At 69.4% G+C, this 17,929-nt stretch carries 15 protein-coding genes and 3 tRNA genes; 13 read left to right on the top strand and 5 right to left on the bottom strand.

What is annotated here, in order from left to right:
• Positions 1 to 82: 82 nt before the first annotated feature.
• The gene (locus WFJ01_RS13330) at positions 83 to 949 is read right to left on the bottom strand and encodes a spermidine synthase (protein WP_336629301.1); all 867 of its coding nucleotides are present in this window, start codon (positions 947 to 949) and stop codon (positions 83 to 85) included.
• A gap of 104 nt (positions 950 to 1,053) precedes the next feature.
• On the opposite strand from WFJ01_RS13330, the gene WFJ01_RS13325 reads away from it, so the two are divergent.
• The 3 genes from WFJ01_RS13325 (at position 1,054) to rpoC (ending at position 10,286) form a co-directional block, all read left to right on the top strand.
• A complete protein-coding gene (locus WFJ01_RS13325; protein ID WP_336629300.1) occupies positions 1,054 to 2,568 on the top strand; it encodes a glycoside hydrolase family 3 N-terminal domain-containing protein in 1,515 nt (504 codons plus the stop codon).
• A gap of 270 nt (positions 2,569 to 2,838) precedes the next feature.
• Positions 2,839 to 6,339 carry a DNA-directed RNA polymerase subunit beta gene (gene rpoB, locus WFJ01_RS13320; protein WP_251438747.1) on the top strand — a complete coding sequence of 1,167 codons (3,501 nt, stop codon included), beginning with the start codon at positions 2,839 to 2,841 and terminating at the stop codon, positions 6,337 to 6,339.
• A gap of 80 nt (positions 6,340 to 6,419) precedes the next feature.
• The gene (rpoC, locus tag WFJ01_RS13315) at positions 6,420 to 10,286 is read left to right on the top strand and encodes a DNA-directed RNA polymerase subunit beta' (RefSeq protein WP_336629299.1); all 3,867 of its coding nucleotides are present in this window, start codon (positions 6,420 to 6,422) and stop codon (positions 10,284 to 10,286) included.
• A 165-nt stretch (positions 10,287 to 10,451) separates the two neighbouring features.
• On the opposite strand, the gene WFJ01_RS13310 is transcribed toward rpoC, so the two are convergent.
• A complete protein-coding gene (locus WFJ01_RS13310) occupies positions 10,452 to 11,054 on the bottom strand; it encodes a hypothetical protein (protein ID WP_336629298.1) in 603 nt (200 codons plus the stop codon).
• 111 nt (positions 11,055 to 11,165) lie between these two features.
• Here WFJ01_RS13310 and WFJ01_RS13305 point away from each other — a divergent pair, with 111 nt between their 5' ends.
• Positions 11,166 to 11,957, top strand: coding sequence for a hypothetical protein (locus WFJ01_RS13305; protein WP_336629297.1), 792 nt, complete (start codon positions 11,166 to 11,168; stop codon positions 11,955 to 11,957).
• A gap of 297 nt (positions 11,958 to 12,254) precedes the next feature.
• Positions 12,255 to 12,336: transfer RNA gene (locus WFJ01_RS13300), tRNA-Tyr, on the top strand.
• Between the two features lie 62 nt (positions 12,337 to 12,398).
• Here the strand turns inward: WFJ01_RS13300 and WFJ01_RS13295 are convergent.
• A complete protein-coding gene (locus WFJ01_RS13295; RefSeq protein ID WP_251438743.1) occupies positions 12,399 to 12,779 on the bottom strand; it encodes a VOC family protein in 381 nt (126 codons plus the stop codon).
• Positions 12,780 to 12,878: 99 nt separating this feature from the next.
• Between WFJ01_RS13295 and WFJ01_RS13290 the strand changes: the two genes are divergently transcribed.
• From WFJ01_RS13290 to WFJ01_RS13265, 6 genes are all read left to right on the top strand, one after another.
• Positions 12,879 to 13,370, top strand: coding sequence for an FBP domain-containing protein (locus tag WFJ01_RS13290; protein ID WP_251438742.1), 492 nt, complete (start codon positions 12,879 to 12,881; stop codon positions 13,368 to 13,370).
• A 108-nt stretch (positions 13,371 to 13,478) separates the two neighbouring features.
• Positions 13,479 to 14,270 carry an enoyl-CoA hydratase/isomerase family protein gene (locus WFJ01_RS13285; RefSeq protein ID WP_336629296.1) on the top strand — a complete coding sequence of 264 codons (792 nt, stop codon included), beginning with the start codon at positions 13,479 to 13,481 and terminating at the stop codon, positions 14,268 to 14,270.
• A gap of 112 nt (positions 14,271 to 14,382) precedes the next feature.
• The gene (locus tag WFJ01_RS13280; protein WP_336629295.1) at positions 14,383 to 15,411 is read left to right on the top strand and encodes a hypothetical protein; all 1,029 of its coding nucleotides are present in this window, start codon (positions 14,383 to 14,385) and stop codon (positions 15,409 to 15,411) included.
• Complete coding sequence (locus WFJ01_RS13275; protein WP_295035654.1) at positions 15,405 to 16,202, top strand: inositol monophosphatase family protein; 798 nt, start codon at positions 15,405 to 15,407, stop codon at positions 16,200 to 16,202. Before WFJ01_RS13280 ends, WFJ01_RS13275 begins: the two co-directional genes overlap by 7 nt.
• 109 nt (positions 16,203 to 16,311) lie before the next feature.
• Positions 16,312 to 16,383 (top strand) — tRNA-Thr (locus tag WFJ01_RS13270).
• A 24-nt stretch (positions 16,384 to 16,407) separates the two neighbouring features.
• A tRNA-Met gene (locus WFJ01_RS13265) sits at positions 16,408 to 16,481 on the top strand.
• Positions 16,482 to 16,567: 86 nt separating this feature from the next.
• On the opposite strand, the gene WFJ01_RS13260 is transcribed toward WFJ01_RS13265, so the two are convergent.
• Both WFJ01_RS13260 and WFJ01_RS13255 read right to left on the bottom strand, forming a co-directional pair.
• Positions 16,568 to 16,999 carry an ImmA/IrrE family metallo-endopeptidase gene (locus WFJ01_RS13260; RefSeq protein ID WP_336629294.1) on the bottom strand — a complete coding sequence of 144 codons (432 nt, stop codon included), beginning with the start codon at positions 16,997 to 16,999 and terminating at the stop codon, positions 16,568 to 16,570.
• A 1-nt stretch (position 17,000) separates the two neighbouring features.
• Positions 17,001 to 17,363: a helix-turn-helix domain-containing protein gene (locus WFJ01_RS13255; RefSeq protein WP_336629293.1), complete on the bottom strand. Its 363-nt coding sequence runs from the start codon at positions 17,361 to 17,363 to the stop codon at positions 17,001 to 17,003.
• 91 nt (positions 17,364 to 17,454) lie between these two features.
• Between WFJ01_RS13255 and WFJ01_RS13250 the strand changes: the two genes are divergently transcribed.
• Both WFJ01_RS13250 and WFJ01_RS13245 read left to right on the top strand, forming a co-directional pair.
• A complete protein-coding gene (locus WFJ01_RS13250; RefSeq protein ID WP_336629292.1) occupies positions 17,455 to 17,673 on the top strand; it encodes a hypothetical protein in 219 nt (72 codons plus the stop codon).
• A complete protein-coding gene (locus tag WFJ01_RS13245) occupies positions 17,670 to 17,831 on the top strand; it encodes a hypothetical protein (RefSeq protein WP_336629291.1) in 162 nt (53 codons plus the stop codon). Before WFJ01_RS13250 ends, WFJ01_RS13245 begins: the two co-directional genes overlap by 4 nt.
• Positions 17,832 to 17,929: the final 98 nt, after the last annotated feature.

The raw sequence follows: 17,929 nt of genomic DNA, 5'->3' as shown, positions 1-17,929 counted from the left end.
CATCCGCGAAGGCCCCGGGGCGTGCCGTGAGAAACCGGTCGGCGACGTGCGCAACGGACCCGGTCCGGTCGCATCGGCCGGGTCAGCGCAGGAAGAGGCCAGCGTCGGGCCGGGGCGAGGCGACCGCCGTCGCGTCGGTGACGATCGCCGCGTCCTTCGCGAACGCCGTGACCTCGGCGCCGTGCGCGAGCTTGGCCGGATGGGGGCCCGCGGCGAGGATGCGCGGCAGTGCGTCGGCGGGCAGGGGAGCGGCCGATGCCGCGAGCACGAGGTTGCCGAACCGGCGGCCCTTCAGGATCTGCGCGTCGGCGAGGATCGCGACCTCGGGCAGGACCGTGCGGATCGTGGCGACCTGGCGGCGCGCGAAGGCGAGCCCCGGACCGTCGGCGACGTTCACCAGGAGCACGCCGGCGGGCGCGAGCAGGGCCGCCAGCTCGGCGTAGAACTCGACGCTGGTGAGGTGCGCGGGCGTCTGCGCGCCGGAGTACACGTCGGCGACCACGAGGTCGACGGTCCCGACGAGGGCGGGCGGCAGCCGCCGCACGCCCTCGCGGGCGTCGCCGATGCGGATGCGGATCGCGGCCCCGCGCGGCAGCGGGAGATGCTCGCGCACGAGCTCGACGAGCGGGGCCTCCAGCTCGATGACCTGCTGCCGCGAGCCGGGGCGCGTGGCGGCGATGTAGCGGGGGATGGTCAGCGCCCCCGCACCCAGGTGCACGGCCGTGATGGCCTCCCCCGGAGAGCCGAGCTGGTCGATCAGCGCTCCCATCCGCACGATGTACTCGAAGTGCAGGTGCGTCGGATCCGCGGGATCCACGTGCGACTGCGGCGTCTCGTCGATGAGCAGCTCGTACCCGCCGCCGAACTCCGCGGGCACCACCCGCGCGATCCCGCCGGAGCCGAGCCGGGCCGACGGATGCTCGGTGTCCTTCGCGCGCGCTCTGCCCATGCCACGAGGGTATTCCGTGCCCGCCATCGCTTGCACCTGGTTTGTTAGTAGTGGATGCTTAAATGCGGCGCGCCGGCGCCGACGGATTCGACGAGGAGACCTTCATGACCACCGAGCACGCCCCCGCCGGAGCCGACGAGCTCGCCCGCCTCGCCAACGGGGTGCTGTGGCCGGGATTCCTCGGCGCCGAGCTGCCGGATTGGCTGGCCGCGGAGCTGCGGGACGGCCTCGCGGGCGTCGTCTACTTCGCGCAGAACCTCTCGCCGCACCTCGATCGGCTGAGCGCCGCGATCCACGAGGCCAATCCGCGCGCGCTCATCGGCGTCGACGAGGAGGGCGGCAGCGTCACCCGGCTCGAAACGCTCGCCGGGTCGACGGCGCCGGGGGCCGCGCAGCTCGGCGCGCTCGACGACCTCGCCGCCACCCGGGCGACCGGAGCGGAGCTCGCCCGCCGGGTCCGCGAGGCCGGCGCCGACGTGCTGATCGGGCCGGTCGCGGACGTCAACACGGATCCGCGCAACCCGGTCATTGGCGTGCGCGCGTTCGGCGCGCAGACCGCACTCGTGTCCCGCCATGCCGCCGCCGAGGTCGAGGGCATCCAGGGCACCGGGGTCGCGGCGTGCGTCAAGCACTTCCCCGGGCACGGAGACACGGCGCTCGACTCGCACCACGACCTGCCCCGGATCACCGGGGATCCCGTCGAGTTCGACCGGGTGCACATCGAGCCGTTCCGCGCCGCGATCGCGGCCGGGGCGCGTTCGGTGATGACCGCCCACATCGTGGTCCCGGCGTGGGGCGAGGAGCCGGCCACCCTCAACCCGCGCGTGCTGGGGATGCTCCGGGCCGAGGGGTTCGACGGCGTGATCGTGACCGACGCGCTCGACATGGCCGCGATCCGCGAATCGGTGGGGATCGGCGGGGGAGCGGTCCGCGCGCTCGCCGCCGGGGCGGATCTGCTCTGCGTCGGCAACCCGACGAACCCCGGCGACGCCGCCGCGCCCGACCAGGACCAGCGGGACTTCCACGCCGCGAGGGACGCGATCGTGCAGGCGCTCGCCGACGGCACGCTGAGCGTGCAGCGCGTCGCCGAGGCGGCCGCGCGCGTCGCCCGCCTCGCCGACGAGCTCGCCGCCGAGCGCACGGGCTCGTCCGCGGCCGAGCCCGTCGACCTGGGCGGGATCGTGGCCCGCTCGCTCACGGTGCAGGGCGACCTCGGCTCCCCGGCCGCGGGGCTCGTGGTCCTCGACGCCCGCCGCAGGGCCACCCTCGCGGTCGACAGCGCCGCGTCGTACGTCGTCGAGGCGCTGGCGGAGGGGGAGTGGTCGCGGCGGATCGACACCGAGCGCGCGACCGCCGACGAGGTCGCCGCCGCGATCGCCGGGGCCCGGTCGGCCGCCGCGGGCGGCGGATCCCGGATCGTCGTGCTCGTCGACCGCATCGACACCGACCCGTCGCAGCGCGGGTTCGTGGCCGCGGTCGGCGAGGCGGCGCCGGACGCGGTCGTCGTGAACGTGGGGCTGCCCGGGACCGGATCCGGTCTCGCGGTGATCGACGTGCGGGCCAGCAGCAGCCTCGGCGCCCAGGCCGCTCGCGCCCTGCTGGTCGGCCGGGCGGACTGAGTCCCGAACGCGACTCTGAACCCGGGCGCGCTCGCGGTTATACCCTCGTTGAGGCGGAAGGTCAAGAATCGCGCTGGACATGTTGCGATTTCGGGCCTATAGTGGATATTTGCGCCTCGCTCCCTCCTGCCCTCATATGGTGGTCGGCAGAAACTCCGTACGTCCTCGCTCCTCTCGGAGCGCTTTCGCGTGCGGTGATCGCGAGAGCGGCGCACTCCACCTGACGACGAGGAATCGAGACGCCCTTCGGGGCTCACGGAGGTTATTCCCTTGGCTGCTGCTCGCAACGCATCCACTCCCACCACCATCAAGAACGGACGCGGCGCATCCCGCCTCTCGTTCGCCAAGATCTCCGACACGCTGACGGTCCCCGACCTGCTCGCCCTGCAGACCGAGTCCTTCGACTGGCTCGTGGGCAACGAGGCCTGGCGCACGCGCGTCGCGGAGGCCACCAAGGCCGGCCGCAAGGACATCGCCACCGCCAGCGGCCTCGAGGAGATCTTCGAGGAGATCTCCCCGATCGAGGACCTGAGCGAGACCATGCAGCTCTCGTTCACGAACCCGTACCTGGAGCCCGAGAAGTACTCCATCGAGGAGTGCAAGGAGCGCGGCAAGACGTACGCGGCCCCGCTCTACGTCGAGGCCGAGTTCATGAACCACCAGACCGGTGAGATCAAGACCCAGACGGTCTTCATGGGCGACTTCCCGCTGCAGACCGCCAAGGGCACGTTCATCATCAACGGCACCGAGCGCGTCGTCGTGTCGCAGCTCGTCCGCTCCCCGGGCGTCTACTTCGACAAGACCGCCGACAAGACGAGCGACAAGGACATCGTGTCCGCCCGCGTCATCCCGTCCCGCGGCGCCTGGCTCGAGTTCGAGATCGACAAGCGCGACCAGGTCGGCGTGCGCATCGACCGCAAGCGCAAGCAGTCCGTCACGGTCTTCCTCAAGGCGCTGGGCATGACCAGCGAGGAGATCCTCGCCGAGTTCGCCGGCTTCGCCTCGATCGAGGAGACGCTCGCGAAGGACACGATCCTCACCAAGGAGGACGCGCTCCGCGACATCTACCGCAAGCTGCGTCCGGGCGAGCAGGTGGCCGCCGAGGCCGCTCGCGCGCTGCTGGACAACTTCTACTTCAACGCGAAGCGCTACGACCTCGCCAAGGTCGGCCGCTACAAGATCAACCAGAAGCTGGGCCTCGACCTGCCGCTGGACGAGTCCGTCCTCACGGTCAAGGACGTCGTCGAGACGATCAAGTACCTGGTGCGCATCCACGCCGGCGTCGAGACCTTCGAGGGGATCCGCGGCGGCAAGAAGGCCGAGATCCGTCTCGCGACCGACGACATCGACAACTTCGGCAACCGCCGGATCCGCGCCGTCGGTGAGCTCATCCAGAACCAGGTCCGCACCGGTCTGTCCCGCATGGAGCGCGTCGTCCGCGAGCGCATGACCACGCAGGACATCGAGGCGATCACCCCGCAGACCCTGATCAACGTGCGTCCCGTCGTGGCCGCGATCAAGGAGTTCTTCGGCACCTCGCAGCTGTCGCAGTTCATGGATCAGAACAACCCGCTCGCGGGCCTGACCCACAAGCGCCGCCTCTCGGCCCTCGGCCCCGGTGGCCTCAGCCGCGACCGCGCCGGCGTCGAGGTGCGCGACGTGCACCCCTCGCACTACGGCCGCATGTGCCCGATCGAGACCCCGGAAGGCCCGAACATCGGTCTGATCGGCTCGCTCGCCACGTTCGCGCGGATCAACTCGTTCGGCTTCATCGAGACGCCGTACCGCAAGGTCGAGGGTGGCAAGGTCACCGAGCACATCGACTACCTGACCGCCGCCGAGGAGGTCGACTTCAACATCGCGCAGGCGAACGCCCCGCTCGATGCGGACGGCCGCTTCACCGAGGCGCACGTCCTGGCCCGCCCCAAGGGCGGATCCGGTGAGGTCGACATGTTCCTCCCCGAGGAGATCGGCTACATCGACGTCTCCCCGCGCCAGATGGTGTCGGTCGCGACCTCGCTCGTGCCGTTCCTCGAGCACGACGACGCGCAGCGCGCGCTCATGGGCGCCAACATGCAGCGCCAGGCCGTGCCGCTGCTCCGTTCCGAGTCGCCGTTCGTCGGCACCGGTATGGAGGGCTACGCCGCCATCGACGCCGGTGACGTGATCACCGCCGACAAGGCCGGCGTGGTCTCCGAGGTCTCCGCGGACCGCGTCGTGGTCATGCTCGACGAGGGCGGCACGCAGGAGTACTACCTGCGCAAGTTCGACCGCTCGAACCACGGCACCTCGTACAACCAGAAGGTCGTCGTCTCGGCCGGTGAGCGCGTCGAGGTCGGCGAGGTCATCGCCGACGGCCCCGCCACGGAGAACGGCGAGCTCGCGCTCGGCAAGAACCTCCTCGTCGCGTTCATGACCTGGGAGGGTCACAACTTCGAGGACGCGATCATCCTCAGCCAGGACCTGGTGAAGGACGACACCCTCTCCTCGATCCACATCGAGGAGTACGAGGTCGACTCGCGCGACACGAAGCTCGGCAAGGAGGAGATCACCCGTGACCTCCCCAACGTCAGCCCGGAGCTCCTGAAGGACCTCGACGAGCGCGGCATCATCCGCATCGGCGCCGAGGTCCGCCCCGGCGACATCCTCGTCGGAAAGGTCACCCCGAAGGGCGAGACCGAGCTGTCGGCCGAGGAGCGCCTGCTCCGCGCGATCTTCAACGAGAAGAGCCGCGAGGTGCGCGACACCTCCCTGAAGGTGCCGCACGGCGAGCAGGGAACGGTCATCGCGGTCAAGGAGTTCAACGCCGAGGACGGCGACGACGAGCTCGGCTCCGGCGTCAACCGCCGCGTCGTGGTCTTCATCGCCCAGAAGCGCAAGATCACCGAGGGCGACAAGCTCGCCGGCCGCCACGGCAACAAGGGTGTCATCGCGAAGATCCTGCCGGTCGAGGACATGCCGTTCCTCGCCGACGGCACGCCGGTCGACGTCATCCTGAACCCGCTCGGCATCCCGGGCCGCATGAACTTCGGCCAGGTGCTGGAGACCCACCTCGGGTGGATCTCGAAGCAGGGCTGGAAGATCGAGGGCAACCCGGAGTGGGCGGCGCAGCTGCCCGAGGACGCGTTCGACGTGGCCCCCGGCACCAAGGTCGCGACCCCGGTGTTCGACGGCGCCCACCAGGAGGAGATCGAGGGTCTCCTCGACTCGACGCTGCCGACCCGTGACGGCGTGCGCCTGATCGACTCGTCCGGCAAGACCACCCTGTTCGACGGCCGCTCCGGCGAGCCGTTCCCGGGGCAGATCTCCGTGGGCTACATGTACATCCTGAAGCTCCACCACCTGGTCGACGACAAGATCCACGCGCGTTCGACGGGCCCCTACTCGATGATCACCCAGCAGCCGCTCGGCGGTAAGGCCCAGTTCGGCGGCCAGCGCTTCGGTGAGATGGAGGTGTGGGCGCTCGAGGCCTACGGCGCCGCGTACGCGCTGCAGGAGCTCCTCACGATCAAGTCCGACGACATCCTCGGCCGCGTCAAGGTCTACGAGGCGATCGTCAAGGGCGAGAACATCCAGGAGCCGGGTATCCCGGAGTCGTTCAAGGTGCTCATGAAGGAGATGCAGTCGCTCTGCCTGAACGTCGAGGTCCTCTCGGCCGACGGCACCGCGGTCAACCTCCGCGACACCGACGACGAGGCCTTCCGCGCCGCCGAGGAGCTGGGGATCAACATCTCCAGCCGCTTCGAGTCCGCGTCCATCGACGAGATCTGAGCCCTCGGGGGATCCGGATCCGCTCCGGGTCCCCCGAGGCCCTGACTTTTTCTTAAGAGAATTTCGACACAGGAGAACTAGTGCTCGACGCAACAACCTTCGATGAGCTTCGCATCGGCCTCGCCACCGCAGACGACATCCGCAAGTGGTCGTACGGTGAGGTCAAGAAGCCCGAGACCATCAACTACCGCACGCTGAAGCCGGAGAAGGACGGCCTCTTCGGCGAGCAGATCTTCGGCCCGTCCCGCGACTGGGAGTGCGCCTGCGGCAAGTACAAGCGCGTCCGCTTCAAGGGCATCGTCTGCGAGCGCTGCGGCGTGGAGGTCACCAAGAGCTCCGTCCGCCGCGAGCGCATGGGCCACATCGAGCTCGCCGCGCCCGTCACCCACATCTGGTACTTCAAGGGCGTGCCCTCGCGCCTCGGCTACCTGCTGGACATGGCGCCGAAGGACCTCGAGAAGGTCATCTACTTCGCCGCCTACATGGTCATCTCGGTGGACGAGGACGCGCGCCATCGCGACCTGGCGACCCAGGAGAACAACATCCGCCTCGAGCTGAAGACGCTCGGCGACCGCCGCGACGCCAAGATCGCGGAGCGCCTGGCCAAGCTGGAGACCGAGCTCGCGGCCCTCGAGGCCGAGGGCGCCAAGGCCGACGCCAAGAAGAAGGTGAAGGACGCCGCCGAGAAGGAGATGTCCCTCATCCGCAAGGGCGCCGACGAGGCGATCGTCAAGCTCGAGCGCGTGTGGGAGGACTTCCGCACCCTCGAGGTCGGGGCCCTGCGTCCCGAGGACGACGTGTTCCACGAGCTGCAGGACCGGTTCGGCCAGTACTTCGAGGCGCACATGGGCGCCGAGGCGATCCAGCGCCGCCTCGCGGCCTTCGACCTCGCCGCCGAGTCGGAGAAGCTGCACCTGCAGATCTCCGAGGGCAAGGGTCAGCGCAAGATCCGCGCGATCAAGCGCCTCAAGGTCGTCAACTCGTTCCTGGAGACCGGCATGAGCCCGGCCGCCATGGTGCTCGACGTCGTGCCGGTGATCCCGCCGGAGCTGCGCCCGATGGTGCAGCTGGACGGTGGCCGCTTCGCGACCAGCGACCTGAACGACCTGTACCGCCGCGTGATCAACCGCAACAACCGTCTTCGTCGTCTGATCGACCTCGGCGCCCCCGAGATCATCGTCAACAACGAGAAGCGCATGCTGCAGGAGGCCGTCGACGCGCTGTTCGACAACGGCCGCCGCGGCCGTCCCGTCACGGGCACCGGCAACCGCGCCCTGAAGTCCCTCAGCGACATGCTGAAGGGCAAGCAGGGTCGCTTCCGTCAGAACCTGCTCGGCAAGCGCGTGGACTACTCGGGCCGTTCGGTCATCATCGTCGGCCCGCAGCTCAAGCTGCACCAGTGCGGTCTGCCGAAGACGATGGCGATCGAGCTGTTCAAGCCGTTCGTGATCAAGCGCCTGATCGACCTCGGTCACTCGCAGAACATCAAGGCCGCCAAGCGCGCCGTCGAGCGCATGCGTCCCGAGGTCTGGGACGTGCTCGAGGAGATCATCCGCGAGCGCCCCGTGCTGCTGAACCGCGCCCCCACCCTGCACCGCCTGGGCATCCAGGCCTTCGAGCCTCAGCTCGTCGAGGGCAAGGCCATCCAGCTGCACCCGCTCGTGTGCGCGGCGTTCAACGCCGACTTCGACGGTGACCAGATGGCCGTGCACCTGCCGCTGTCGGTCGAGGCCCAGGCCGAGGCCCGCGTGCTGATGCTCGCCTCGAACAACATCCTCAAGCCGTCCGACGGCCGCCCGGTCACCCTGCCCTCGCAGGACATGATCATCGGTCTGCACCACCTGACCACGGTCAAGTCCGGTGCGCTCGGCGAGGGTCGTGCGTTCGGCTCGGTGGGCGAGGCGATCCTCGCGAAGGACGAGGGCACCCTCGACCTGCAGGCGAAGGTCCGCATCCGCATCCCGGGTCTCACGTTCCTCGAGGGCGAGGCCCCCGAGGGCTACGACGCCCACGGTCTCGTGGACGCGTCGCTCGGCCAGGCGATCTTCAACGACACCCTGCCGAAGGGCTACCCGTTCGTGCGCGAGGTCGCCGACAAGGGCAAGCTGTCGCAGATCGTCAACAAGCTCGCCGAGGAGTACCCCAAGGTCGAGACCGCCGCGTCGCTGGACCGCATCAAGGACGCCGGCTTCTACTGGGCCACGCGTTCGGGTGTGACCGTCGCGCTCAGCGACGTCGTCACCCCGCCGAACAAGGCGGAGATCGTCGCGGGCTACGAGAAGCAGGCCGAGAAGATCCAGGCGCAGTACGACAAGGGTCTGACCACCGATGCCGAGCGTCGTCAGGAGCTCGTCGAGCTCTGGACGAAGGCGACCAACGAGGTCCAGGCCGAGATGCAGGCGAACTTCCCGGAGGACAACACCATCAACCGCATGGTGTCCTCGGGAGCGCGTGGTAACTGGCTGCAGATCCGTAACATCGCCGGTATGCGCGGCCTGGTGAACAACACCAAGGGTGAGTTCATCCCGCGTCCGATCATCTCCTCGTACCGCGAGGGCCTGTCGGTGGCGGAGTACTTCATCGCCACGCACGGTACCCGTAAGGGTCTCGCCGACACCGCTCTGCGTACGGCCGACTCGGGCTACCTGACCCGTCGTCTGGTCGACGTCTCGCAGGACGTCATCATCCGTGAGGACGACTGCGGCACGTCGAAGGGCCTGGAGCTGCCGATCGCCGCGCCGAACAGCGCCGGCGAGCTGGTGCGCGACGCGAACGTGGAGAACTCCGTGTTCGCCCGTACGCTCGCGTCCGACGTGGTGAACGCGGCCGGAGAGGTCGTCGCGACCGCCGGTGAGGACGTCGGCGACGTGCTCATCGACAAGCTGGTCGCGGCCGGCGTGGAGTCGATCAAGGTCCGCTCCGTGCTGACCTGCGACTCGGCCGTCGGCGTCTGCGCGCAGTGCTACGGCCGCTCGCTGGCCACCGGCAAGACGGTGGACATCGGCGAGGCCGTCGGCATCATCGCGGCCCAGTCGATCGGTGAGCCCGGTACCCAGCTGACGATGCGTACCTTCCACCTCGCCTCCGCGGGTGACATCACGCAGGGTCTGCCCCGTGTGCAGGAGCTCTTCGAGGCCCGTACCCCGAAGGGCGCCACCCCGATCGCCGAGGCCGACGGCCGAATCACGATCGAGGAGACCGACAAGTCGAAGAAGGTCATCCTCACGCCCGACAACGGCGACGAGGAAGTGGTCTACCCGGTGCTGAAGCGTGCGACGCTCCTCGTCGAGGACGGCCAGCACGTCTCGGTCGGCGACCCCCTGCAGGTCGGCACGCTCGACCCCAAGGAGGTCATGCGCGTCATGGGCGCCCGCGAGGTGCAGCGCTACCTCGTCAGCGGCGTGCAGGACGTGTACCGCTCCCAGGGTGTGCCGATCCACGACAAGCACATCGAGGTCATCGTGCGCCAGATGCTGCGCAAGGTCACCGTCGTCGACCACGGCGACACGACCCTGCTGCCCGGTGAGATGCTCGACGCCCGTCGTTACCAGGACGTCAACCGCGAGGCCGTCGCGGCGGGCAAGCGCCCGGCGTCCGGTCGCCCGGAGCTGATGGGTATCACGAAGGCGTCGCTCGCGACCGAGTCGTGGCTGTCGGCCGCGTCCTTCCAGGAGACGACCCGCGTGCTCACGCAGGCCGCCATGGAGGGCAAGAGCGACCCGCTGGTCGGCCTCAAGGAGAACGTCATCATCGGAAAGCTGATCCCTGCGGGGACCGGCCTGCGCCGCTACCGCGACATCACGGTGGAGGCGACCGAGGAGGCCAAGAGCGAGCGCTACCCGAACCGGATCTTCGCATCCGACGGCGCGTACGCCGAGGGCGACTTCGGCTACGTCGACTTCGACGCGTTCTCGACCGACGACATCACTCCCGGCACCTACAACTGATCGAGGCGAGAGCCTGATCGCTTGACGAAGACCCCCGGATCCGCACGGATCCGGGGGTCTTCGCGTATCCGGGTCCGGGCTTCCGTTCTCGCTCCGGTCGCAGAAGATGTCGTTCCGACCGCGTCTCAGCGACATCTTCCGCGACCGGAGCGAGACGGGGGAGGGTCAGGATCCGAAGATGCTCGCCACGATGCTCGAGGTGTAGCCGGCGGGCGCGAGGTTCGAGTAGCGGGTGTCGATCAGGACGTCGTCGCGCCAGAACAGGGTGCGTCCGTCGGTGACCGGGTAGGTCGGATCCGGCCACTCCTTCTCGCAGCGCGTGCCCTGGGATGGGGTGTAGCAGCTGAAGCCCTCGGTCTTCACGAGCCCGTTCAGCATGTCCAGCGCCTCGCCGCGGTACTTGCGGGAGATCGTCGTCGTGATGCTCGTCGTATCGGCCTTCGGATCCGCCCAGATGCAGATGAGGCTGCCGTCGGCTTGCACACCGCTCGGCCCGAACGCCGGCGAGTTCAGCGGAGTGTCGCCCAGCTGCGACAGCACATCCGCGGAGAGGAGCGCCTTGCAGTCGGCCGGCAGGGCTGCCGAGGTCGCCGAAGGGCTCGGCGACGGGGAGGTCTTCTGCGGCGTCGGCGTGCTCGAGCCCGAGGTCGAGCCGCTCGTCGCGCCGCCGCCCGTGGGCGAGCTCCCCGGGGCGGTCGGGGAACAGGCGGTGAGCGCTGCGGCAAGGCTGAGGGCGGCGAGCACGACCGCGACGCTGCGAGTCTCCATGGCGCAAGGATAGGCCTCGCGATGCCGGCGACGCCGCAGCGACGGAACGGCGGCGGGCGTGTGCCGCGCGCCGGAGTAGCCTTGGGGGGATTTACCGGGAGAGGGGGCGGCATGACCGAGCACCGGGTGGTGATCCTGGGGGAGGCCCGGATCGATGAGATCCGCGACCCCGGCGGAATGCGCGAGGGCGTGGGCGGGGACGCGATCGACCTCGCGAGCGCCCTGCTCGGGCACGGGCTTTCCCTCACCGTCGTCGCGCCCGTCGGCGAGGACGCCGATGGCGAGCGCATCCGTGACGTGCTGAACGATCGCGGAGTGCGGCTCGTCGCGGTGCCGGCGCCGGAGGGCACGCTGCGGCGTGCGCTGGTGCGCGACCGCAGCGGCGCCGAGATCGAGGTGCGCCGCGAGGAGCGCGCCTTCGCCGACACGCGGCGCTCGCTCGCGGCCGAGGCGGAGGCCGACGTGGTCGTCGATCTCCGTCAGGGCATCGCGAGCACGATCGTCGAGGAGCGGGACGAGGTGCTGCGCGCTCTGGGGCTGACCGATCCCGGGGCGCACGCCGACGCGGGCGCTCCCGCCGGCGCGTCGACCGACGCGGACGCCCATGCCCCGGTCGACACGACGCACCTGCCGGAACCCGAGGAGGGAGCCTCCGCCGCGCCCGATTCCGAGGACTCGGCGGAGCGGGTCGAGGCGGAGGCCGCGGGGACGCACTCTCCGGCCGGAGAGGCGGACGGGATCCTCGCCTCGCCGCCGCCATCCGTGCCGCTGCTTCCGGCGCCGATCGTGGCGGGCACCGCGCGCCATGCGCCGGTGCGGCTGCTTCCGGATCCTCCCGTGGCGCACGCACCCGCGCCCGACTGGCACGGACTCGAAGCGCGCATCTCCCGCATCGCCACCTGACGGCGGCGCAGGGGCGGACTTCCCGCACCGAGTGCACGGGAAGCCGCCGAGTGCACGACGTGTTCGCGCGAATTCCCCGTGCACTCGGCACGAAGCCGCGCACTCGGCGAGCTGGGCGCGTCCTCAGATCGCGGAACGGGTGCTCCACCGCCCGGAACTGGCCGCGCGCGTCCATCCGGGGTGCGTGAGCCGACGCGTCGGCACGCGGCGATCCCTCGATTTCTCCCGAACGGATCCGCCGGGTATGCTTGATCTTCGCGCCCCCGGTCGGCTGAAGAAGCGGGGCGGGCGTGCATTGGCAAGTTGCCCGAGCGGCCAAAGGGAGCTGACTGTAAATCAGCCGCGTTATGCTTCGGGGGTTCGAATCCCTCACTTGCCACCCATGATGGAAGGCCCTCGCGATGCGAGGGCCTTCCGGCGTTTCCGCGGGGCGGACGGCGGTCAGGAGCCCGGTGCGGGGCGGCTGAAGAGATTGACCAGGTTCCCGTCCGGGTCGCGGAAGAGGACGGACCGGTTTCCCCATGGCATCGTGGTCGGCTCGAGCACGACGTCGTCGAGCACGTCCCGCAGTCGTGCGAACTCCTGGTCGACATCATCGACGAGGAACTCGACGATGACCGAGTCGTTGCGGCCTGGATGAGGGGCGCGGTCGCCCAGCATGGCGACCGTCGCGGTGCTTCCGATCGCCAGGGTTCCGCTCGTGGTGCGCAACTCGGCGAAGACCGGCGCGGGCCGCGCCGCGGTCGCCCCGGTCACCTCCTGGTAGAAGGCCGCGAGCCGGTCGACGTCGTCGGTGATGATGCGGATCGATGCGAGATCCAAGGCTGTCCCTTCCGTCGCGCCCGTGCAGCCCGACGAGTCGATCCTGCAGGGGGCCACCGACATCGCCGCCCGAGCCCCGGCCTTCCTAGACTGGTCTTCATGCGTGCCCTCACCGAAGACCAGATCCGGGCCTCGTTCCGCAACGCCGAGCCCGACGAGGTCGCCGAGATCGCGATGCCGCACGACCTGCTCCTCGCGGAATGGGACTACCTCGACTTCTTCGCCTGGCGGGACCCGATCGCGTCCCGCAGCGGCTACATCCTGATCGAGCAGGACGGCGAGGCCGTCGGGATCGTCCTGCGCGCGGCGGATCCGTCGCGTGTGCGCTCCGGCATGTGCAACCTCTGCCACACGATGCAGCCGGGCAACCAGGTCGCCCTGTTCGCCGCGCGCAGGGCCGGGGCGGAGGGGCGGAAGGGATCCGTCGTGGGCACGTACATCTGCGCCGACCTCTCCTGCCACGAGAGCGTGCGGCTCGCTCCGCCGCTCGCACCGAACGAGATCCGCGCGGAGCGGCTCGCCGACCGGCGTCTGGACGGCACGCATCGACGCGTCTACTCCTTCGTCGCATCGGTCCTCGGCGACAGCTGATCCTGAGGCTCATGCATTCTGATACTCAGTGCCACGCTGCGGCCTCGCGCAGGTAGGCTGATCGGGCGGCCAGCGCCGCACGATCGCCGCCGATCCCGAGGGAGTCCGATGTCCGAGCCGCTGCTCTACCGTGTTGAGGACGGGCTCGCCCGGATCACCCTGAACCGCCCCCAGCGGCTCAACGCCTTCAACGCCGATCTCGCGCACGCCTGGGCCGAGGCGACCGCCGCGGCCGTGCGCGACAGCGCCGTGGGAGCGATCCTGATCGAGGGGGAAGGGCGCGCGTTCTGCGCGGGCGGCGACGTCATCGACATGGCCACCGGCATGGGCGGTTCCGCCGACATCCAGCGCCTCGCCGACGTGATCCACTCCGGTATCGCCTCCCTGGTCTCCTCGTCGGTGCCGGTCGTGGCCGCGGCGCACGGCACGACCGCGGGCGGCGGGCTGGGGATCCTGCTCGCGAGCGACTACGCGGTCGTCGGATCCGACTCGCGCTTCGGCAGCCTCTACGCCAACATCGGCCTCACACCCGATCTCTCGGTCAGTGCGCAGCTGGCCGCCGCGGTCGGCGAACGGCGCGCGCTGCAGCTCCTGCTCACCGATCGCATGCTGACCGCCGCGGAGGCCGTGGAGTGGGGCATCGCGGCGGAAGCGGTGGGGGAGGGCGATGCGGCGGCGATCGCCGCGGCGGTCCGCGCCCGCGCCGAGGAGATCGCGCGCTTCTGGCTCGCCGGGGCGTTCGGCGCGTACGGGCAGGCCAAGCGTCTCGTGCGCTCCCGCCCCGAGCGCACCTTCGCCGGGCAGTTGGACGAGGAGGCGCGCAGCATCGCCGCCGCTTTCGACGGTGCCGAGGCGCAGGGCCTGATCGCTGCGTTCGCGAGTCGCTCGGCCGCACGCTGACACCTCGCTCCGCACAACAGCCGCGAGCGAGCGGTTCTCCACCGTCTCCGCCGCGTCCCCGGTCACCTCCGCCCGGCATGCGAGGATGAAGGCACGACAGACGGGGGATCCCATGGCGAACACGACGACGCCGGCGAAGTCCGGCCCGAACACGTCCCTGCTCATCCGCGGGGCCATCTGGATCGCGATCGGCGCGCTCATCGCGGCTGCGCTGGTGTGCGTGATCTGGGTGCTGATCGGCGACCAGCAGGGCCTCATCGGCCGGGCCTTCCTGACGATCCTGCTGCTCGCGGGATTCGCGGCGATCGCGATCCTCGAGGCCAGCCTCGCCCCGAACCGCGAGGACTGGCTCGCCCTGCTGAGCATGATCTCGTGGATCCTCGCCCTGCTCGTAGGCGCGGTCAAGATCTGGCTGCCCGACGACGACATCCCGTTCGCCTACTTCACCGGGCTGGAGCGCTTCTTCCAGCTCGTGCTCGTGGTCGGCATCCTGCAGCTCGCCCTGCTGCATGTGCGCCTGTTCCAGAAGGCGGCGGCCCGTCATGAGACCGCGTTCACCCGGGCGATCGTCTGGGTCACCTACGCCTTCCTCGCGGGCCTGGTGGCGATGCTGGTGTTCTACCTGACGTTCCCGCACACGTTCCACTACGACGAGCTGTACTGGCGGATCGTCGTCGCGCTCACGATCCTCACCGCCGTCGGGACGATGCTGATCCCGCTGCTGAACGCCCTGTTCGCTCCGAAGCGGCCCGCTCCCGCTACGGCGGTCGGCGGGGGCTACGGGACGCCCGCCGCGGTCGCCCCGCTCGTGGGCCAGCCGCAGCCGTGGCCGACGTTCGCCGACGGTCGTACCCCGCTGCCGATGCTTCCCGACGGAGCTCCCGACTGGAACGCCTACTACACGGGCGTGCCGTCTCCGGGTGCGACGATCCCCGGGCAGCTCCCGCAGCCCCCGGCGTCCGCGGCTGCTCCCGCCGGATTCCCGGCGATCGCCACCGTCGCCTCGCCCCCGACGGACCCGCTGTCCGGCGGGCACGGCCTGAACGACGCGAGGCCGTCGGGCGTGGATCGCCCGAGCGAGATGACCGGGTTCCCGCAGGCTCCGCCGGCGCCGCCGTCCGCACCCTCGTCGGCATCGTGAGCGCCGTCGAACTCCGCGAGCTCGCGGTCGACATCGCCCGGGAGGCGGGAGAGCTCGCGCGCCGACGACGCGACGAGGGCGTCTCGATCGCCGCGAGCAAGTCGACGCTCGCCGACATCGTCACCGAGGCCGACCGCGAGGTGGAGTCGCTGATCCGCGCCCGTCTCGCGGCGGAGCGTCCCGGCGACGGATTCCTCGGTGAGGAGTCCGGAGCAGGCGAGGGCACCACCGGCATCACCTGGGTCGTGGATCCGATCGACGGCACGGTCAACTACGCGTCCGGCATCCCGCTGTGGGCCGTGAGCATCGCCGCGGTCGAGGGCGGAAGCGACCCCGACACCTGGACCGCGCTCGCCGGCGTGGTGCGGTCGCCTGTGGTCGGCGAGACGTTCTCGGCGGCGCGCGGCGAGGGTGCGCACGTGAACGGGGCGCGGCTGCGCGTCGCCGAGCCCGGCCCGGCCGGCGCGCTGCTGGCGACGGGCTTCGGGTACGACCCGAGCACGCATGCCGGCGACCTCGCCGTCGTCGGGCGGGTGATGCCGATCGCGCGCGATCTGCGCCGAGGCGGAAGTGCGGCCACCGACCTCGCCTACGTCGCCGCCGGTCGTCTCGACGGCTACTTCGAGCGCGGACTCTCGCCGTGGGACTACGCGGCCGGTGCCCTGCTGGTGCAGGAGGCGGGCGGGGTGTTCCTTCGTCCCGAGGGGCGTGATGTGGCTCGCCGGCTGAATCTCGCGGGCGGCGCCGGTGTCGTCGAGCAGCTGCGGCGCCGGATCCTCGAGACCGCCTGAGCGGCCGGCATTGGCGCGGGACACGCCCGTGTGACGCGGGAGCCGCGCCGATTCGGTAGCGCGCGGATTCTTTGGTATTCTCGTCTGGTTGCCCGCTCGCGGGCGGCACGCCCCGATAGCTCAGTGGCAGAGCACTTCCATGGTAAGGAAGGGGTCGTCAGTTCAATCCTGACTCGGGGCTCGCAGTATCCATCGGATGCCGTGCGGCAGGGTAGCTCAGTTGGTGAGAGCGCACGACTCATAATCGTGAGGTCGCGGGTTCAAGCCCCGCTCCTGCTACATCGCCCCTCTCCTAGTCTCGACTGGGAAGAGGGGTTTTTTGCGTTAACCAGGGATTTGGCGAGTGTAGCCGAAGGTGTAGCCGATCACGCCAGCCCAGCGAATCTGAACTGCTTCCGCCCGAACTTCGGTTGCACGTACGTGACACCATGCAGCCGAACCAGCGCCCGCTTCTCATATGCGCGGACGATCCGAGGCTCCACCAACAGCTCTTCGGCAATCGCATCCGGGGCCGGATCCAGCCCCTCAGCGACGATGTACTCCTCCGGGACGATCAACAGGAGGGCCGCGTAGTAGTCGGCGTCCTCCTCGAACTTCGGATTGCCGAAGCACTCATGCCCGTAGTAGACATGCCCAAGCTCGTGTGCGAGGACGCAACGCCGTTCGATGTACGTCAACTCGAAGTCGTACACCACGACGTTGTTCTCCGCGTCGTAGAACCCACGCTCCGGCCCATCGATGTGTGCGACATGCACGCTCACGCCCAGCTGCGCTGCATGGGCGATCAGTTCTTGCATCTCACTCCTTCGGCGGGGTCCGCGGGTTCGTGTCAGCCGCCGCCTTCACTGGTGCCTTCACATGCCCGATGTAGGTCACGTTGTCCTCGGCCGTCACGGTAGCGGCATCGGCCGACATTGCCCGCCGTCGCAGGGCTGCACTGATCCGATCCATCACGTCAGCCGGCGTGAGGTCCGTGGCGTTGGCCAGCGTGATGAACTGCGCCACCTTGATCCCCTGATCCCCAGAGAGCAGCTTCTGCACCGTGAAGCGAGACATGCCAGCGGCCTCGGCCAGTTGCGTCTGGTTCATGCCGCTCTCGCGTGCAGCCGCCAAGAGTGCGTTGGCGACAATCGGGTTGATGGTCTCATTCGGGATGTTCACACCAACCAGGCTAGGCACTCCAGGCGGCCAAACCTAAACAAATTTGCCAGTGTGGGTTGACATGTGCCAGAACAGCCATCAAACTACCTGTATGGACACCCAGAGAAGAAGCGCCGGAGTAGCGGAGAACGTTCGCGCAGCGATCGTCGACTCCGGTGTTCCGATCAGTGATGTTGCGGAAGCCGTCAACGTCACCGTTCCCGACCTCGAGTCGCGCCTTGAGCACGACGACCTCGATGTCGCGGATCTGGTGCGCGTTGGCGGCTTCCTTTCTGTTTCCCCGTCGAGCTTCCTGGAGGCCCACGCATGACCGCTCCCGTCCTCGACAAGCTCGCCTACTCGATCCCGAACTTCGCGAAGGCGGTCGACCTGTCGATCGAGAAGGTTCGTCAGCACATCGAACGCGGTGAGCTGGTTCCTTCCTACGTCGACTCGAAGCCGCTCATCATGCGGGATGAAGCGCCCTGAGTTTGTTGGAGACTCCTGACCTTGGAAACGAGGATGGGGTTATGCCGAAAGAGCAGACATCAGGGAAGCCGACGACGCGTCGGTATTCGCCGGAGGAG

It is taken from the genome of Microbacterium sp. MMO-35, from assembly GCF_037147555.1.
GTDB lineage: Bacteria > Actinomycetota > Actinomycetes > Actinomycetales > Microbacteriaceae > Microbacterium.
This window is presented reverse-complemented; position numbering and strand designations above follow the sequence as displayed.